The organism is Bradyrhizobium sp. NAS96.2 (genome assembly GCF_001908235.1).
Classification (GTDB): Bacteria; Pseudomonadota; Alphaproteobacteria; order Rhizobiales; family Xanthobacteraceae; genus Bradyrhizobium.
On sequence record NZ_LGHK01000232.1, the window covers coordinates 1 to 16,629 of the forward strand.

Here is a 16,629-nt window from a genome sequence, read left to right on the forward strand (position 1 = left end):
CCAGGCAGACTGTGGTGCAAACGATCCGACGATCGACCGGCTCGATCCGGGTGGCCACCCGGATCGAGCCATTCCTTGCGGAACGCAACAAAGATAGCAGAGCCTTCCAGTACAAGGTGTGAGCGCAGCGAGCCTCGAAGGACGAATCGGCCACAGTCGGGGCCGTTCATCCTTCGAGACGCGCTACGCGCTCCTCAGGATGACGGAACTACAAAGTTTCGCCGGCAGCTCGATCCGCGCCGCGACTAAAAGCTCGCGCCCCACTGCAGCGCGGTCTGCATCACCCAGTCGCGATAGAGCGTGAGCGGCGTCACGCCGGTGATGCCGCCGCAGCCGGCGGTGCCGTTCGGGCCGGTGGACCAGCTCACCACGCCGACGATGACCGGCCCGCTTTGCTTGTCCTCGAACACGGGCGCGCCGGAATCGCCGGTGCAGGCGCCGAGCCCGTCGCGCACGCCCTGCCCGACCGGGTCGACGAGACGGATCTGCAGCGTGCCGGGCTTGCCGCTCGCGATCAGACCGGCGACCCGAATGCTGCCCCCGCTCTTGCCGTCGCCGCGGACGGTGACACCGACGCCTGCGACGGTGAAGCGGCCGCCGACCTGGATCGGAATATTGGGCATGCCGAGTGCGGCCGGCGCCTTGCCTGCGGAAGGCACCGCAAGTTGCAGCAGCGCGACATCGGCGGTCGCGACATGATTGATCATCGCCTGCATCCGGAAGCCGGGATGGATCGCAACCGTCTTGACGTCCTGCAGCTTGGGCTGACGGTCCGCGCCGTACTCGACGGTCTTGTAGTCGGCGCCGGGCTGCACGCAATGCGCCGCGGTCAGCACCACCTTCGGCGCAATCAGCGCGCCGGTGCAGAAATTGCCGCGGGAGCCGACGATGGTGACGACGGAGCGCGCGACGCCGTCGGTCGACGGCGCGCCGCCACCGACGATGGCGAAGGCCGGCGCTGCCATCAGCATGGTGAGAAAGGCCGTCGCTCGAATCAAATTCGTCATGGAACCCTGTCGATCTGCATCGGAATTGAGCACATCCGAGGCGCGGCATTGCGTCGCTCGCACTCGGCCCCGGTGAACACGCAATATTGTACAGAGCATCCGCGCCTGCATGCGTCAATTATCTAAATATCTAGCCGCCGACGACTACGGCATTGAAGTCACCGCCGGATTTCCCGCCGCGCCCTGGTGCGCACGCGCTTCGCATCGTCGCTTTGCCGCGAGATCCGAGACATGTACCGTGCATGGTGCTGTCGGCACGACGCCCGAATGTGAACTGCATCTCTTGATCCTGGCCGTAATTTCGGCTCGATAACAATACAACCTCTGGCAGCATACCGCATACTTACCTTCTTGACTTTCTGGATGCCGGTGCCGTCGACCACCAGACGGCTTTTCCATCCGCCATTTCGTTGAGTTCGAGGATAATGATGAGGATCGCGGTCGTCACGCCGATCAGGCTGTTCAGCGAGGGGCTTACCTCGAGTTTCCAGAACCACGCCGAGTTTGCCGTCGAGGCGGCGGTTTCCGACCTTGCCGGCCTCCGCGCGGCGCTCGAGACCGGCCGTGTGAATGTCATCCTGATCGACGTCACACAGGGCATCGATCTCGACGAGGTGCGCGTGATCGCGAGCGAGCATGCCGACATCGCCCTGGTCGCGCTCGGCCTCAACGAGGACCGGCGCGACGTGGTTCGCTGCGGCCGGGCCGGGTTCAGCGGCTATATTTCGCGGAATGCCAGCTTCGACGAGCTCTGCCGCGCGCTGTCGGACGTCGCATCGGGGCGGCTCGCCTGCAGCGCCGAGATTTCCGGCGGCCTGCTGCGCGCGCTGTTCTGCATGGAGCGCCAGAGCGATACGATCGACGCGGACCAGGGACTGACGCGCCGCGAGAGCGAGGTTCTCAAGCTCATCGGACAAGGCATGTCGAATAAGGAGATCGCGCGCGATCTCAACCTCAGCCTTGCGACCGTCAAGCACCACGTCCATCACGTGCTGCAGAAGCTCGGCCTGCCGCGCCGGGCGCAGGCGATGCGGCGGGTCCGCGAAGCGCCATGGATCGCATCATCTGCGCCGGCTCTCGACCGTCGCCGCGAGCTCGACTGACACACACCACCTGAATTCCGTATTCGGCTGACGGCAGCACGCGCACGCATTGGTGCGCAGATGCGGCGCGGCTTTGCACGCTTGCGTGCGCATCACGCCGTGAGACAGATCCCGACTAAATCCTTTGATCGATCTTTCGACGCGCAGGGTCGATCTCCTGGATCGGTCGATCCGCATCATCGGCCCGATCCTTTTTGACCCATCGCGGCGAATAGGCCTTTCGCAACACACCTGCCACAACAGCACCAACGCACCGACACGCCGCTCTTTCGATCGCTGCGTGATTGCAGATTGCCGTGGAAGGCGGATCGGCTGCACGAATTCGCAGCAGACCGGCCAGGATTGATTTCATGAATCCAGTTGCCGACATCGCTGGTCTGACTGCCTTATGGCAGAGAACGTCGGGTGGCGACCCCGCGGTGAAGATCGCCATCATCGACGGTCCGGTCGATCTCAATCATCCCTCGCTCAGGCAGGCCCGCGTCGCCATGGGCGGCGAATTCGTCGCGCCGTCCTCGCCGACGATCCAGTCCGAGCACGGCACGCATGTCACCAGCGTGCTGATGGGCACATCCGGCAGCCCGGTGCTCGGCGTCGCGCCGAATTGCAGCGCGACCGTGTTCTCGATCTATCGCGAGAATGCCGCCGGGCAGATCGAGTCGTCCTCGCAGAGCACCCTGGCGCTCGCGATCAACCAGGCGCTCGCCGCCGGCGCCGACGTCATCAACATCAGCAGCGGCCAGCAATCCGCGACAGGACAGGCCGACCGCATCCTCGTCGACGCGGTCCGCGCCTGCGAACGCGCCGGAAAGCTGATCGTCGCCGCCGCCGGTAATGACGGCTGCCGCTGCGTTCAGGTGCCGGGTAGCCTCGCCTCGGTGCTGGCGGTCGGCGCGTGCGATCTGGCCGGCAATCCGCTGCCCTTCAGCAATTTCGGCGACGCCTATCTCGAGAACGGCATCCTGGCGCCGGGCGAGAACATCGCCGGCGCCTCGCCGGTCCGCAACGTCATTCTCCGGTCCGGAACCAGCTTCGCTGCGCCGATCGTCACCGGCGTCGCCGCGCTGCTGCTCTCATGCCTGCGCCAGAACGGGCGCAAGGCCGATCCGCAAGCTGTCCGTGCCGCGCTGCTCGAGAGCGCGGCGCCCTGCCGGAGCGACGGCAGCGCCTCGCGCTGTCTCGCCGGACGGCTCGATATTCCCGCGGCTGTCGCCGCCCTGCTTGGCGAGCAGGCGGACGCCGTCATGCCGTCGGGTGCCACGGCCGCGTCTCCCCGCTTCTGGGGAGTGTCCGCGCGCCCTTTCCTCCAACCGTCATCCGCCGCTCAGCCAACTGCAACCAGAGAGGGTTCCATGGGAGATCTATCAGCAATGTCTGCACCATCGGCTCCGCGCATATTCGGGCCGGACGGCTTGGTCCTGCGAAGCAGCGCCGGGATCATGCCAAGCGAGGCGCAGCCCGCCGCACCGGCAGCACCTGCGGCCATGGCCGTCCCCGTTGATCACGGCGTCGTCGCCGCGCCAATCGCAGCGCCCGTGCCGTATCCGTATCACGCTCCCCATCCGGGCGGCGACATGGTCTGGATGCCGGCACCGGCGCCGCAAATGGTCATGCCGCCGATGATGATGCCGCAGATGGCGATGCCGATGGCCGGCATGATGCCGCAAACCTGGATGCAGCCGCAGCAGATGCCCGCGCTGATGCCGAGCAACGCGCCTGCGGTCGCAATGCCGCAGGCGCTGCCGATGTATGAAGCACCCGCGGTTCGAACCAGCGAGAAGAGCTGCGGCTGCGGCGGCGGCATGCGTCCGCGGGGAGCTACGGCCGAGTCCACCGGTCAACTCGCCTTCCCGATCGGCCGGCTGTTCTACGATTTCGGCAAGGAAGCCCGCCTCGATTACTTCGTGCAGTCGATCGCCAACTGGCGCGACAGCCTGATCGGACGCGGCGATCCGGTGTTCGGCCCCGATCGCGACCGCTCCGGCGATACCTCGGCGCCGTACAATCCGGCGATCATGGCGCGCTATTTGTTGAACCAGGCCGAAGGCGAGAGCGCAACGCCGGCCGGTGCCGGCAACAACTTCCCGGACGCCGACGCCATCACCTGGACGATGACGATCGATTCGATCCCGATCTACGCGATCAAGCCGCTCGATGTGTTCGGTCTCGGCTTCTTCGCCGCGCTGATTCTCGCGCTGTGGCACCAGGAGGTCTCGCACGACGATCCGGCGACGACCCGCACCCTGGCGATCGCCACGATGTCGGCTCCCGCCCCCGGCGAGCCGCCGCCGACGCGCCCGGCATTCCCGGGGCCCGGCGGCGTTGCGCGGGTCTCGATGGCCGGTTGGGTCGACAGCAACAACACGACCAAGCTGCTCAACGGCACGGTCGTGCCGACGCTGGTGACCGATTGGCGCGGCTTCTATCAATGGGATCTGTTCACGTTGTTCGGGCCCCACTCCGATCAGTGGCCCGAAGATGCCCAGGGCTTCCTCGAGCGGATCTACAACGAGTTCCGCAATGTCGGTCTCTCGCCGCAGGACCGCGCGCTGAATTATTCGGCGATGAATGCCTACAACACGCAGAAGATCTTCATCGACGCCGCCAAGAAGGGCTTGCGGCTCGACACCGTCGAGGTCGACCAGAGCGTCATCTGCCGGCCGGACTCGGATTGCCACGACGTGACCTACCGCTTCTTCAACCCGACGCAGGTCCTGACCCAGGCGCGCGAAGTCTATCAGTACACGATCGACGTCAGCGACGTGGTGCCAGTGGCGGTCGGACCGCTGCGGCAGTGGAAGGTCTATTGACGCGATTGCTCCTCTGCGTCCGGAGGAGAGCAGAACGTGGCGCGAGTTGGCGTCACGTGGTCCAGGGGATCGACGCGATGAGCGATCCCCTGGGCGACGTCCAGCGACGGCTGCCCCGGTCGGTGCCCACCTCCGGTCGTTGCCGTCAATTCAAACCGAAAGAAGGAGCTGAACATGTACGCAAGGAACGACTTTGAGACCTTCGGCAGCGTGCGTAGCCCGATCCAGTGTGAGGGCATCGAGCGCGGTCCGAAGCGGATTGCCGAAGTGGCGGCCAACGGGTCGGTCAACCCGCAGGGTTGGCAGGACATCGTCGGCGGCGTCGTGCAGGCGCTGCCGGGCGTCCTCGGTGCCTTCGGCATCTGATCGCCAAACTCGGGGCCCGGCGCTGTCGGGCCCCACCCCATCTCGAGGAGGCCGACATGATGCAGAAATCCACCGCCAGGAGCCCGCAGCAACAGCAGCAGAACGGTCGCCGGATCGAGCCCTCCGGCAAGATCGTCGTGTCGTCAGTCGTGACCCACGCCTCGCTGCTCGCCGCGATCAGCGACCGCAACCCGATCATCGCCAAACGCACCACATCCGACGAGGACAAATCCTGACCTCCGAATCCTGAAATCATCGTCATCACCGAACTATGGAGCCGATGCCATGGCAAGAACGCCCCGCAAATCCGGATCCGACGGCGCCGCCTCGCCGCCGCAGGCCGAAGCAGTATCCGCAGCGTCAAGCGCTGCCGACGCGCGGACGCCGTTGGAGGCAGCTGTTGTCGCCCGTCCGAAGATCGCTACCACGCCCGCTCCACCGACAACGCCGGCCTATATGGCGCCGCCGCAGGGCCCGGGTGCTCCGCAGCAGATGCGCCATGACGGCTCGCCGCATGCGGAGGCGCGGCTCAATACCGCGATGAAGATCCTGCTCGATCCCACGGCACGCACGCTGTCGAGCAAGGTCTATTCCGGGCAGGCGCGAAACTGGACCCGCAGACCGTGACCTGGTCTCCGCTGCGCTTCGATCTGCTACCCTCGCAACGGTCCTCCCGATCCGGCGGCGCGGCCGTTGCCGCTCGCCGGAGAGAGACATGAACAACGATAGTCCCCCTCGCATCAATCTGCGCCGCGCCGCCTTCACATGCGTTGGCCTCGGGACACTCCTGTTTCTCGCGGCCGGCACCACGCGATGGGCCGGCGCCTGGGTGTTCCTGCTCGAGATCACAATCGGCGGGCTGATCACCGAGGCCTGGCTCGCCAGACATGATCCGGGTCTGCTGGCGGAGCGGCGAACCGCACGCGGTCAGGCGGGCTGGGATCGCGTCATCACGACGATCATGCCGCTGTTGTGGCTGACATGGCTGCCGCTGATGGCACTCGACGCGGTGCGGTACCAGGCATCGCTCGTCCCGTTCTGGCTGCAATGCGCCGGCGCGCTGATGATCGCCGCATCGTTCTACATCGTCTACCGGACCTATCGCGAAAACAGCTACGCCGCGCCGGTCGTGAAGATCCAGCGCGAGCGCGGGCATTCCGCGGTGACCACCGGGCCATACGCCTATGTGCGGCACCCGATCTATGCCAGCGGCCTGCTGACCTATGTCGGCACGCCGCTGCTGCTCGGATCCTGGTATGGCCTCGTCATCGTGCCGGTCATGGCGGCGCTGCTCGGCCTGAGGTCGATGATGGAGGAGCGGATGCTCACCGCCGAGCTCGACGGCTATGCCGAATATCTCGGGCGCGTGCGTTATCGCCTGGTTCCGATGGTCTGGTGAGCCCGTTCCGCGCTGCGGAGTTTGCCGCAAACTGTCGGCTTGCCTGACCGGCGGCAATTCCAATAAAGAAGGCGTAACGCGCGTTTCCCTGTCTTCGGTCAAACGGCCGGACGACCCGAGGCGAAGGCGCCGCTTTGCAACGGGCAGGACATTGATGATCGAGGCAGTGATCTGGGATTTCGGCGGCGTCTTGACCACCTCGCCGTTCGAGGCATTCGCGCGCTACGAGACCGAGCGCGGCCTGCCGATCGACATCATCCGCCGCACCAACGCCGCCAACCATCTCGAGAACGCCTGGGCCAAGTTCGAGCGCGCCGAGATCGGGATCGACGCGTTCGATGCGCTGTTCGCGACGGAATCGAAGGCGCTCGGCGCCGAGGTGCGCGGCAAGGACGTGCTGCCGCTGCTCTCCGGTGACCTGCGCCCCGAGATGGTCGAGACACTGAAGCGCATCAAGGCCAAATTCAAGACCGGCTGCATCACCAACAATCTGCCGTCGAATGCGATCGGCAGCCACAGCGGACGCACGCTCTATGTTGCCGAGGTGATGGCGCTGTTCGACCACGTCATCGAGTCTGCGAAGATCGGCTTGCGCAAGCCCGATCCGCGCATCTACCGGATGATGGTGGAGACGCTCGAGGTGAATCCTGCGAACTGCGTCTATCTCGACGATCTCGGCGTCAATTTGAAGCCGGCACGCGAGATGGGCATGACCACGATCAAGGTCGCGACCGCCGCGCAGGCGATCTCCGAGCTCGAAGCCGCGACCGGCCTCACGCTGAGGTGAAGCGGTTTCCCCGCACATTCACTCCGCATTCAGGCGGCGGCCTCTAATTGTCGGCCTCCCCGTGGATCACGGCGCGATCGCAAGATCGCATCATGATCCTTTCCTGGTCTGAGCATGACGTTCCGGAAAACCGACGCCCGTTTCTCCGGATCATGCCCGCGGAGGCACATCCCATGAAACGTCTCGTCGTCGCCCTGGTCTCGGCCAGTTCGCTGCTGGTCTCGGTCGCAGCGTTCGCGCAATCAACCTCAGCCCCAGCGCCGGCAACGGCTCCCGCGCAACAGAGCACGTCCACGGCGCCAGTGCCTGGTGCAAAGCGCGCAGCCTGCCAGAGCGCGGCGAAGGCGCTGAAGGGTCAGGAACGGCACGACCAGATGCAACTCTGCATGGCGCAGGCGCATCTCGACTGCCTGAAGCTGGCGATCGACCAAAAGATCGTCGGCCCGCAGCGCAAGGATTTCGTGAAGAGCTGCGCGGGGTAAGACTGCCGGAGCGCAGAGTGCCCCCGGGCTGCGCGTCTGTTTCGTAGCGGAGCGCAGCGAAATCCGGGGCAGCGCTCTCCGTGGACACGCTCCGCGGATCGTCTGTCCCGGATTGCGCTTCGCTTCATCCGGACTACGGTTTTAGGTATTGCGCTCGGCGGAATACCCCGGAACCATGTGCTAACCCCAGCCTTTGGTCTCCTCGCCGTTGCGGGCCAAACGAGCCTTGTGCTTTGCCCGCAACGGGCGCAGAACAGGTCCGAGTTCAAGGCAAATTCGGAGCTGATCCTCGTGGCTGACACCAGGCCCACCGCCTCGATCGAGGCCGTGGAAAGCGGCCTCGCCGCACAAGGCTATATTGCGAGCCGGCAGATCGCGACCGCAGTCTACCTGTCGCAGCAGATCGAGAAGCCGATCCTGGTCGAAGGCCCTGCCGGCGTCGGCAAGACCGAGCTGGCGAAGGCGATCGCCGCCTGGCGCGGCATGAAGATGATCCGCTTGCAGTGCTATGAGGGCCTCGACGAGGCCAAGGCGCTGTATGAGTGGAAATACGCCAAGCAGCTGCTCTACACCCAGATCCTGAAGGACAAGCTCGGCGAGGTGCTCGGCGGCGCGCAGTCGCTGGCCGCAGCGCTCGACCAGCTCCATACCTTCGGCGACGTGTTCTTCTCCAAGGAGTTCGTCGAGCCGCGTCCGCTGTTGCAGGCGCTGGAGCAGCCGGCCGGTTGCGTGCTGCTGATCGACGAGATCGACAAGTCGGACGCCGAATTCGAATCGCTGCTCCTGGAAATCCTCTCCGACTTCCAGGTCACGATCCCCGAGCTCGGCACCGTCTCCGCGGTGGCGCCGCCGACCGTGATCCTGACCTCGAACAGCGAGCGCGATCTCGGCGACGCCTTGAAGCGGCGCTGCCTGCATCTGCATATCGGCTTCCCCGAGCAGAAGCTGGAAGAGCGCATTGTCGAGAGCCGGGTGCCCGGCATCTCGCAGACGCTGCGCAAGCAGATGGTCGGCTTCATCCACGAGATCCGCTCGCTGGACCTGAAGAAGCTGCCCTCGGTCAGCGAGGCGATCGACTGGGCGCGCGTGCTGGTGCTGCTGCAGGCCAGCGAGCTCGACCACGAGATCGTCAAGGACACGCTCAACGTGCTCCTGAAATACGAGGCCGACATCGAGGCCGCGACGCCGCAGATCTCGTCCTTCATCGCCAAGGCGTCGCGCCAGGGCGTGTTTAGCTAAACCAAGATGCGCGAGAACCTGCATCGCTTTTTTCGTGCGGCGCGGGGAGCCGGGGTCCGGGTCTCGCCGGCCGAAAGCATCGATGCGATGCGCGCGGTCGCGCAGGTCGGCTTCAACGATCGAGACATCCTGCGCGACACATTCCTGCTGACGCTTGCCAAGACCCAGGACGAGAAGCGCGCGCTCGGCGAATGCTTCGACCTGTTCTTCAGCCAGCCCGAGCCGCAGCAGGAGAACGCCGAGCAGAACAAGGCCGACGACAACAGCGAATCCGGCGCCAACCCGTCGGCCGACGAGCATGGCGACAATGCCGGCGGCGCCGCCAGCGAGAATGTCGGGCCGCTGGCGCAGATGCTGCTGTCGCAGGATCGCTCCGCGATCTCGACGGCGATCGCGAATGCCTCCGGCGCCGCCTCGCTGCCCGACATCCGCTACTTCACGCAGCGCGGCATCTTCCAGACCCGCATCCTCGATGCGATGGGCATCCAGCGCCTGCGCGACGACATCGACGAGCAGACCACGCGCAATCCGGCACTCGCCGAGCGGCTGCAGGAGGCGCTCAACGGCCTGCGCGGCACCGTTCGCGACGCCGTCTCGCAAGCCCTGCTGCTCTACGGCCGCGAGGAGGCCGAGAATCTGCGCAACGAGATCCTGCGCAACGCGCCGCTGGCGCGGATCGAGCCGCGCCAGGTCGAGCAGATGCGGGCGCTGATCCGCCAGATCGCGCGGCGGCTGCGCGAGCGCTATTCCAAGCCGCGCAAGCGCCAGCGCCGCGGCCATCTCGACGTCCGCCGCACGCTGCGCCGGAACGCGGCCTGGGGCGGCGTGCCTTTCCTGACCGCGTGGAAGCGCAAGCATCGCGACCGACCGAAGATCGTCGCGCTGTGCGACGTCTCGGGCTCGGTGGCCCGCGTCTCGGATTTCTTCCTGCTCCTGATCCACAGCCTGCACGAGGTCGTCGACGACGTCCGCTCATTCGCCTTCTCCGGCCACTTGATCGAGGTCAGCGACATCCTGGAATCGAACTCGCCGGAAGAGGCGATGAAGGAGATCATGTCCAAGGTCGGCTTCGGCTCCTCCGACTACGGCAATTCCTTCGCCGATTTCGAGGACAATTGGATGAGCGCGATCACGCCGCAGACCACGGTGATCGTGCTCGGCGATGCCCGCAGCAACAATCTCGATCCGCGCGCCGACATCCTGCGCCGCATCGGCGAGCGCTCGAAACGGCTGGTGTGGCTCAACCCCGAGGGCCGCATGGTCTGGGGCTTTGGCGATTCCGAGATGCCGCGCTATGCGACCTTCTGCACCGTGGTGCGCCAATGCGCGACAGCGCAGCAACTCGAGCGCGCCGTCTCCGACATCGTCGCGACTTATCAGTAGGTCGCTTGGGCGCGTCGCCTAAATGGCGAGCGACTCGCTGTGGAACAGCCACCCGACGAATGCAATCAGCGTGAGCGCGATCGAGGCAGAAACACTGACGAGCTTGATCGTCGTGATCGCCTTCAGCACCGAGACCGACCGCGCCGCCGCATCCGGGTCGCCGTGCAGCAGCAGCCATGCCAGCAGGCAATCCTCGATCAGGTCGCTGAGCAGATAAACCGCCGGCACGACCAGGCCGAGCCAGGCAGCGGACGGATAGATCTGGTTGAGCCAGTGCGATGACGCCGCACCCATCGCGCCCGCCAGCGCCAACATGACGACGAGATCGAGCGGGAACAGGATCGGGAACACATACTTCATCCGCAGATCGGACTGCACCAGCGCGCCGAGCTGGTCGCCGCTGTAGCTCAGCGTCTTCTCCGGAAAGCGGGTGCGGAATCGTTTGGCAAAAACGCGATCGGAATAGCTGCCGACCCACCAGAACAGTCCGAACGCACTCACCACCAGTCCCGCGAGAATGATCGTCACGAGAGCTTGATGGCTCATGCCGATCGATTCCTGTCCTTGGTCGGGGAGCCGCGGAAAGCCGCAGGCCGAATGATCGCGCGCACCGGCGAGGTCCCTGGAAGGGAGAAAATAGCAACGCAATATAGCAATGATTGACGAGCAGATTTCCACCTTTTCCGAAGCCTTGCAATTGAATTCTGCGGACGCGGTAGCGAGCGGGCTCTCATCCCGATGCCGGCCGCAGCCTCCGCAAGACGACGGCTGGTCACGCCCGCTACACAGAACCGTCTTCAATTGGAGATTGAATCATCCCCGCGTTCTGCCGTACATAGAAGCCGCGAATTTCACGGCGACCGCAGGGGCTACGGATGCCGAAGGATATTGTGATCTTGTGCGACGGCACCGGCAACGAGATCGGCGCCAATATTTCCAACGTCCTGAAGCTGTTTCGCGCCGCCGACAAGGATGACCGGCAGCGAATCTACTATCATCCGGGTCTCGGCACCATCGGGCTGCAGAACAGCTGGGGCCGTTTCAAGCAGGAGGCGTGGGGCCTGTTCGGGCTGGCGTTCGGCGCCGGTCTCGACAAGGACACGCTCGACGCCTACCAGTTTCTCTGCCGGCTCTGGGAGCCCGACGACCGCGTCTGGATGTTCGGCTTCAGCCGCGGTGCCTACACCGTGCGCACGCTGGCGGCTTTCGTGCATGTGATGGGCCTGTTGCCGGTCGACCAGCTCGACCTCGCCGGCTACGCCTTCGGCACCTACAAGAAGGCCAGCGCTGACGCCCAGAAGTCCGACGGGACGTTTGACCCTGCCCCGCTGAAGGAAGCCTGGCATTTCAGCCAGATCGCCGGCGGCCGCAACATCGACATCGAATTCGTCGGGGTCTGGGACACGGTGGCCTCGATCATCGTGCCGCGGCAGGACAACTTCCTGTTCGACATGCAGACGTTGCTGTTCACCCGCACCAATTCCAGCGTCAGGCGGTTCCGCCAGGCGATCTCGATCGACGAGCGCCGGCGCATGTTCCGCCTCAACCGCTGGATCGAGCCGCAAAAATTCCGCACCGATCCGTTCGACCCGTCGACGGCGATCGACCAGGACATCCGCCAGGTCTGGTTCGCCGGCGTGCACTCCGACGTCGGCGGCGGCTATCCGGAGGACCAGAGCGGGCCGTCGAAGTTTCCGCTGATCTGGATGCTGGAACAGGCCAGAGCCGCCGGGCTGCACATGGAGCAGGCACTGATCGATCATCTCGCCTGGGGGATGCCGCTGCCGCCGCATGCCCACGAATATGCGCCGCCGAGCGTGACGGACCCGCTGCACAATTCCCTGACCGCCGCCTGGGAAATCCTGGAGTGGATTCCAAAGCGCGACAAATGGAAGGAATGGCCGGAGCGGAAATCCTTCCTCGGCTTCTATTTGCCGCGCGGCGAGCCAAGGCCGATACCGGAAGGCGCGACCATCCACGCCTCGGTGCTGGAGCGGATGCAAAAGGATCCGGCCTACAAGCCGATCAACATGCCCAAGACCTATACGGTCGAGCCGATGCCTGTGCCGCCGGCGCCATCCGCGCCGACGGTCTGAGATTTATGCGTCGATCGCATCCTTGATCCGCTTGCGGCTGAGCGGCAGGTCGCGGAGCCGCTTGCCGGTCGCATGCGCGATGGCATTGGCGAGCGATGCCGCGGCCGGCCCCTGCCCGGTCTCGCCGCTGCCGAGGAACGGCTGGCCCGGGCGGTTGATGATGTGGACCGCGATGCTGTCGGGCACCGCATCGAAGCGCAGGATCGGGTAGGTCTGCCAGTCGATGCTGGTGATCCGCGCTTGGTCGAACGTGACGCTCTCATAGAGCGTCCAGCTCGTCGACTGCACGATCGCGCCCTCGATCTGGTTGGTGATGCCATCGGGATTGACGACCTGGCCGGCATCGACGGCCGCGACCGCGCGCACCAGACGGGCGCGGCCGGTCTCGGGATCGACCTCCACCTCTGTCGCAATGGCGCAATAGGCGGCAAGATTCTTGTAGCGCGCGAACGCAAAACCGTAGCCGCGATTCTGCGGTGTCTTCTGCCCGTGCATCCAGCCGAATTCCCCTGCGGCCTTCTCGACCACAGCGCGGCCGCGCGCATCGTCGAGATGCTTCAAGCGAAACTCGACCGGATCGATCCCGGCAAGATCCGCCAGTTCATCCATAAAACTCTCGATCGAGAACACGTTGTGATAGGCGCCGAGCGCACGCATCGCGGAAATGCGCAGCGGCATCGCGGGGATGAAGTGATGCATCACATGCGCATTCGGGAAATTGTAGATCGGGATCGCGTTGCGATCACCGCCGCCTTCGGGAAGCGGCAGCGGCTTTGGCGCGGATACCGCGAACGATCGCGCCATGTGCTGGGCCGCAAGCAGCGAGCCGGCGCCGCCCGGCCGCATCGAATGGGTGTTGCTCCACACCGCAAAATTCCAGTCGGCGATCTTGCCATTGCCATCCAGCGACGCGCTCAGCTTGGCCACCATCGCCGGACCATACGGCTCCCAGCCGTGCTCCTGCTCGCGCATCCACTGCACCCGAATTGGGCGCCCGGGCAGCGCGCGGGCGATCAGCGCGGCGTCGGCCGCGGCATCGTCGGCGCCGTTATGGCCGTAGCAGCCGGAGCCTTCGACATGGATCAGGCGAACGCTCGACTGCGGCATGCCGAGCATCTCGGCGATCGCCTGCCGGTCGGGATAGACGCCCTGGGTATGCGTCCACACCGTCATCGCACCATCGACGAACTGCGCGACCGCGCAAGACGGCCCGATCGAGCCATGCGACTGGTAGGGCCGCGTATAGGTGGCTTCGAGCGATCTCGCACCACTCACCGTGAGATCGCTGCGCTGGAAGATCGCAAAATCCGTCAGCACGTTGGCCAGATCGTGCTGGTTCGGCAGTTTCGCGCTCTCCCGCCACTTCGCCGCGGCTGATAGCGCCTTCATCGCCTTGACCGCCCCAAACTCCTGCTCCGCCACCACGGCGAGGAAATTGCCGTCGCGCACGATTCCGACCACGCCCGGCATCTTCTCGATCGCAGCCGTGTCGCATTCGGCGAGCTGCGCGCCGTAGCTCGGCGGGCGCACCACGCGCGCATGCACCATGCCGGGCAGCCGCATGTCCTGCACATAGGCGACGCCGCCCGTGACCTTGGCCGGAATATCGACGCGCGGCACCGGCTGCCCCATCACCTTGAAGTTCGCGGGATCCTTCAGGCTCGATGTCGGCTGCGCCTCGACGTGTAGCATGTCGGCGGCGACGAGCTCGCCATAGCTCAGGCGGCGGCCATCGGGAGCGATGACAGCCGCGTTCTCGGTGCGCAATTTATCGGGCGGCAGGTCGAAGCGCCTCGCAGCCTCCGCCACCAGCAACGCGCGCGCCTGCGCCGCGGCGTGCAGGATCGCGGTGCCGCTGTCCTGCATCGAGTGGCTGCCTGAAGTGTAGCCCTCGTTCGCCGTGAGTTTCGTATCGGCAGTGATCACCTTCAATGCATCGAAGGCAATATCGAGCTGTTCGGCGGCGATCTGCTGGAACGCGGTGCGGAATCCCTGGCCGAGCTCGGCCTTGCCCGTGAAGGCCGTGATCTCGCCGTCGGCATCGATCCGGATCCAGGAATCCAGATTGGGCGTTTTCGCCAGGCTGCCCGGCAGCTCCGGTCCCTTCCGCTCCTGTGCCGCCGCACGGCGCAGCGAGAAGCTGACGATCAGCGCGCCGCCACCGGCCAGCACGCTGCGGCGATCGAGCACCACGGGCGCGGTCATCGCACGCTCCTGTCACTTGCCGCATCGGCGGTATCCATCAGCCGGGCGGCGCGATGCACCGCGCGCAGGATGCGCATATGGGTGCCGCAGCGGCAGAGATGCGGCTCGAGCTCGGCGCGGATCTGCGCATCGGACGGCTTCGGGTTGCGCATCAACAGCGCCTGCGCCCGCATCACCATCCCGGCGATGCAATAACCGCATTGCGCCGCCCGCTCCTCCATGAAGGCGCGCTGGATCGGCGCCGGCGCCGCGACCGTGCCTAGCCCTTCCAGCGTCGTCACCTGCTTGCGCTCGACGAGCAGCAGCGGCGTGACACAGGACAGCACCGCCTTGCCGTCGACGATCACGGTGCAGGAGCCGCATTGCCCGAGCCCACAGCCGAACTTGGCGGCATCGAGCGCGAGATCATTGCGCAGCACATAGAGCAGCGGCGTATCCGGATCGGCGTCGACCCGATGATCCCGGCCATTGACCTTCAATGTCATCATGGCTTGCCTCGTTGACTTGATTCCGTAGGCGCATCGCCCGCCGCAAGCGACGCGGCCTGCATCGCGCACCGACTTGTCGAGATCGTTCCATGGCTGCCGCTTGCCGAACCGGGCGCGCAGATAATTCGCAAGCGCGACCATCTGGGCATCATCGATGCTGGCCGCGAAGCCCGGCATGATCGGGCTGCGCTCGCCCGCGACGGCGCCGACACCGGACAGCACGATGTTGAGCAGGTTGCGCGGATCGGGGCCTGCGATCGCCGTGCTGAGCGCGAGATTGACGCCGCCATAGGGCAGCGCCCGGCCGCCCTCATGGCAGGAAGCGCAGGCCGCCGCATAGATCGCGGCGCCTGCGGCGTTCGCCTGTGTTGCGTCCGTCGCGGCCGATTGCGCCACCGCGTCAGTCGGTGACTTCTGATCCGGCGCCGGCGCGCCCGAGACGTCGGCTATGTACACGGCGATGGCGCGCACGTCGCTGTCGGCCACGGTCGCGAGATTGCCGACCACTTCAGCCATCGGTCCGCGCGCGGTGCCGTGATCGGTTTGCCAGCCGTGGCGGAGATAGGCGTAGAGCGCGTCGGCGGTCCACCGCACCGGCGCGTGCGAGGTGTCGTTCAGCGCGTAGGCGTGCCAATTGTCGACGTCGCCGCCTGCGAACTGCGCATTGACCCGCTCCGCGCCGAGCGCGTTGCGCGGCGTGTGGCAGGCGCCGCAATGCGCGAGCCCTCGACAGGCGCCGCGGTTCCATTCCGCGCCCTTCGCCGCGTCGGAAGGCACGTCGCCGCTGCGAAGATACAGCAGCTTCCAGCCTGCAATCAGCGGCCGGTAGTTCAGCGGAAACGCCAGCTGATTCGCCAGCGGCGAGGCGCGCACCGGCTGCCGCGTCATCAGGAACGCATAGAGCGCCCGGTCGTCCGCGTCGGAGACGTTGGTGAAATGGTCATAAGGAAAGGTCGGGTAGAGATGACGGCCGTCACGGCTGACGCCTGAGCGCATCGCGCGGACGAACGCCGCCTCCGGCCAGCTCCCGATGCCGGTCTCGGCGTCCGGCGTGATGTTGGACGAGAAGATGGCGCCGAACGGCGTCGGAACCGGAAGCCCGCCAGCGTAATTTCCGCCGCCCTGCACGGTATGGCAGGTGTTGCAATTACCGATCGCCGCGAGATCGCGGCCGCGCTTGACGATATCAGGATCGAACGTATCGGGCCGCGGCGGCGCCATGGCCGCAATCTGCGGCCGCCAGGCGACCGCAAAGCCCGCCGCC

The 16,629-nt window shown here is 65.8% G+C and carries 15 protein-coding genes; 11 read left to right on the plus strand and 4 right to left on the minus strand.

Annotated features, from left to right (window positions below; all coding sequences use genetic code 11):
• Positions 1 to 245: 245 nt before the first annotated feature.
• Complete coding sequence (locus AC628_RS36345; RefSeq protein ID WP_074131492.1) at positions 246 to 1,007, minus strand: S1 family peptidase; 762 nt, start codon at positions 1,005 to 1,007, stop codon at positions 246 to 248.
• 428 nt (positions 1,008 to 1,435) lie between these two features.
• Here AC628_RS36345 and AC628_RS36350 point away from each other — a divergent pair, with 428 nt between their 5' ends.
• From AC628_RS36350 to AC628_RS36390, 10 genes are all read left to right on the plus strand, one after another.
• Positions 1,436 to 2,110 (plus strand): LuxR C-terminal-related transcriptional regulator, encoded by a 675-nt coding sequence (locus AC628_RS36350; RefSeq protein ID WP_074131501.1) that lies wholly within the window; start codon positions 1,436 to 1,438, stop codon positions 2,108 to 2,110.
• Positions 2,111 to 2,460: 350 nt separating this feature from the next.
• Positions 2,461 to 4,920, plus strand: a complete 2,460-nt coding sequence (locus AC628_RS36355; protein ID WP_074131493.1) for a S8 family serine peptidase — start codon at positions 2,461 to 2,463, stop codon at positions 4,918 to 4,920.
• A 174-nt stretch (positions 4,921 to 5,094) separates the two neighbouring features.
• Positions 5,095 to 5,286, plus strand: coding sequence for a hypothetical protein (locus AC628_RS36360; protein ID WP_074131494.1), 192 nt, complete (start codon positions 5,095 to 5,097; stop codon positions 5,284 to 5,286).
• 56 nt (positions 5,287 to 5,342) lie between these two features.
• Positions 5,343 to 5,522: a hypothetical protein gene (locus AC628_RS36365; protein WP_050630159.1), complete on the plus strand. Its 180-nt coding sequence runs from the start codon at positions 5,343 to 5,345 to the stop codon at positions 5,520 to 5,522.
• 49 nt (positions 5,523 to 5,571) lie between these two features.
• Positions 5,572 to 5,913, plus strand: a complete 342-nt coding sequence (locus AC628_RS43440; protein ID WP_143201996.1) for a hypothetical protein — start codon at positions 5,572 to 5,574, stop codon at positions 5,911 to 5,913.
• 88 nt (positions 5,914 to 6,001) lie between these two features.
• Positions 6,002 to 6,685, plus strand: a complete 684-nt coding sequence (locus AC628_RS36370) for a methyltransferase family protein (RefSeq protein WP_074131495.1) — start codon at positions 6,002 to 6,004, stop codon at positions 6,683 to 6,685.
• Positions 6,686 to 6,839: 154 nt separating this feature from the next.
• A complete protein-coding gene (locus AC628_RS36375) occupies positions 6,840 to 7,472 on the plus strand; it encodes an HAD-IA family hydrolase (protein WP_210190307.1) in 633 nt (210 codons plus the stop codon).
• 173 nt (positions 7,473 to 7,645) lie between these two features.
• Entirely contained in the window at positions 7,646 to 7,954 is a 309-nt protein-coding gene (locus AC628_RS36380; protein ID WP_083633264.1) for a hypothetical protein, read from the plus strand.
• Positions 7,955 to 8,245: 291 nt separating this feature from the next.
• Positions 8,246 to 9,193 carry an AAA family ATPase gene (locus tag AC628_RS36385; protein WP_021078095.1) on the plus strand — a complete coding sequence of 316 codons (948 nt, stop codon included), beginning with the start codon at positions 8,246 to 8,248 and terminating at the stop codon, positions 9,191 to 9,193.
• A gap of 6 nt (positions 9,194 to 9,199) precedes the next feature.
• Complete coding sequence (locus AC628_RS36390; RefSeq protein ID WP_074131497.1) at positions 9,200 to 10,576, plus strand: vWA domain-containing protein; 1,377 nt, start codon at positions 9,200 to 9,202, stop codon at positions 10,574 to 10,576.
• Between the two features lie 18 nt (positions 10,577 to 10,594).
• On the opposite strand, the gene AC628_RS36395 is transcribed toward AC628_RS36390, so the two are convergent.
• Positions 10,595 to 11,122 (minus strand): hypothetical protein, encoded by a 528-nt coding sequence (locus AC628_RS36395; protein ID WP_245321509.1) that lies wholly within the window; start codon positions 11,120 to 11,122, stop codon positions 10,595 to 10,597.
• 329 nt (positions 11,123 to 11,451) lie between these two features.
• On the opposite strand from AC628_RS36395, the gene AC628_RS36400 reads away from it, so the two are divergent.
• Positions 11,452 to 12,672, plus strand: coding sequence for a T6SS phospholipase effector Tle1-like catalytic domain-containing protein (locus tag AC628_RS36400; RefSeq protein WP_074131498.1), 1,221 nt, complete (start codon positions 11,452 to 11,454; stop codon positions 12,670 to 12,672).
• Positions 12,673 to 12,675: 3 nt separating this feature from the next.
• Here the strand turns inward: AC628_RS36400 and AC628_RS36405 are convergent, their stop codons facing one another.
• The gene (locus AC628_RS36405) at positions 12,676 to 14,877 is read right to left on the minus strand and encodes a xanthine dehydrogenase family protein molybdopterin-binding subunit (protein ID WP_074131499.1); all 2,202 of its coding nucleotides are present in this window, start codon (positions 14,875 to 14,877) and stop codon (positions 12,676 to 12,678) included.
• Positions 14,874 to 16,629 (minus strand): 2Fe-2S iron-sulfur cluster-binding protein (locus tag AC628_RS36415; protein WP_143201997.1); only part of this gene is annotated, 1,756 nt, incomplete at its 5' end. The genes AC628_RS36405 and AC628_RS36415, both read right to left, overlap by 4 nt.

What these genes read in the sequence shown, in the direction of transcription:
- AC628_RS36355 (WP_074131493.1), top strand. Translation starts at nt 2,461, where the DNA reads ATGAATCCAGTTGCCGACATCGCTGGTCTGACTGCCTTATGGCAGAGA.
- AC628_RS36365 (WP_050630159.1), top strand. Translation starts at nt 5,343, where the DNA reads ATGATGCAGAAATCCACCGCCAGGAGCCCGCAGCAACAGCAGCAGAAC.
- AC628_RS36405 (WP_074131499.1), bottom strand. Translation starts at nt 14,877, where the DNA reads ATGACCGCGCCCGTGGTGCTCGATCGCCGCAGCGTGCTGGCCGGTGGC.
- AC628_RS36375 (WP_210190307.1), top strand. Translation starts at nt 6,840, where the DNA reads ATGATCGAGGCAGTGATCTGGGATTTCGGCGGCGTCTTGACCACCTCG.
- AC628_RS36395 (WP_245321509.1), bottom strand. Translation starts at nt 11,122, where the DNA reads ATGAGCCATCAAGCTCTCGTGACGATCATTCTCGCGGGACTGGTGGTG.
- AC628_RS36370 (WP_074131495.1), top strand. Translation starts at nt 6,002, where the DNA reads ATGAACAACGATAGTCCCCCTCGCATCAATCTGCGCCGCGCCGCCTTC.
- AC628_RS43440 (WP_143201996.1), top strand. Translation starts at nt 5,572, where the DNA reads ATGGCAAGAACGCCCCGCAAATCCGGATCCGACGGCGCCGCCTCGCCG.
- AC628_RS36400 (WP_074131498.1), top strand. Translation starts at nt 11,452, where the DNA reads ATGCCGAAGGATATTGTGATCTTGTGCGACGGCACCGGCAACGAGATC.
- AC628_RS36360 (WP_074131494.1), top strand. Translation starts at nt 5,095, where the DNA reads ATGTACGCAAGGAACGACTTTGAGACCTTCGGCAGCGTGCGTAGCCCG.
- AC628_RS36380 (WP_083633264.1), top strand. Translation starts at nt 7,646, where the DNA reads ATGAAACGTCTCGTCGTCGCCCTGGTCTCGGCCAGTTCGCTGCTGGTC.
- AC628_RS36350 (WP_074131501.1), top strand. Translation starts at nt 1,436, where the DNA reads ATGAGGATCGCGGTCGTCACGCCGATCAGGCTGTTCAGCGAGGGGCTT.
- AC628_RS36345 (WP_074131492.1), bottom strand. Translation starts at nt 1,007, where the DNA reads ATGACGAATTTGATTCGAGCGACGGCCTTTCTCACCATGCTGATGGCA.
- AC628_RS36390 (WP_074131497.1), top strand. Translation starts at nt 9,200, where the DNA reads ATGCGCGAGAACCTGCATCGCTTTTTTCGTGCGGCGCGGGGAGCCGGG.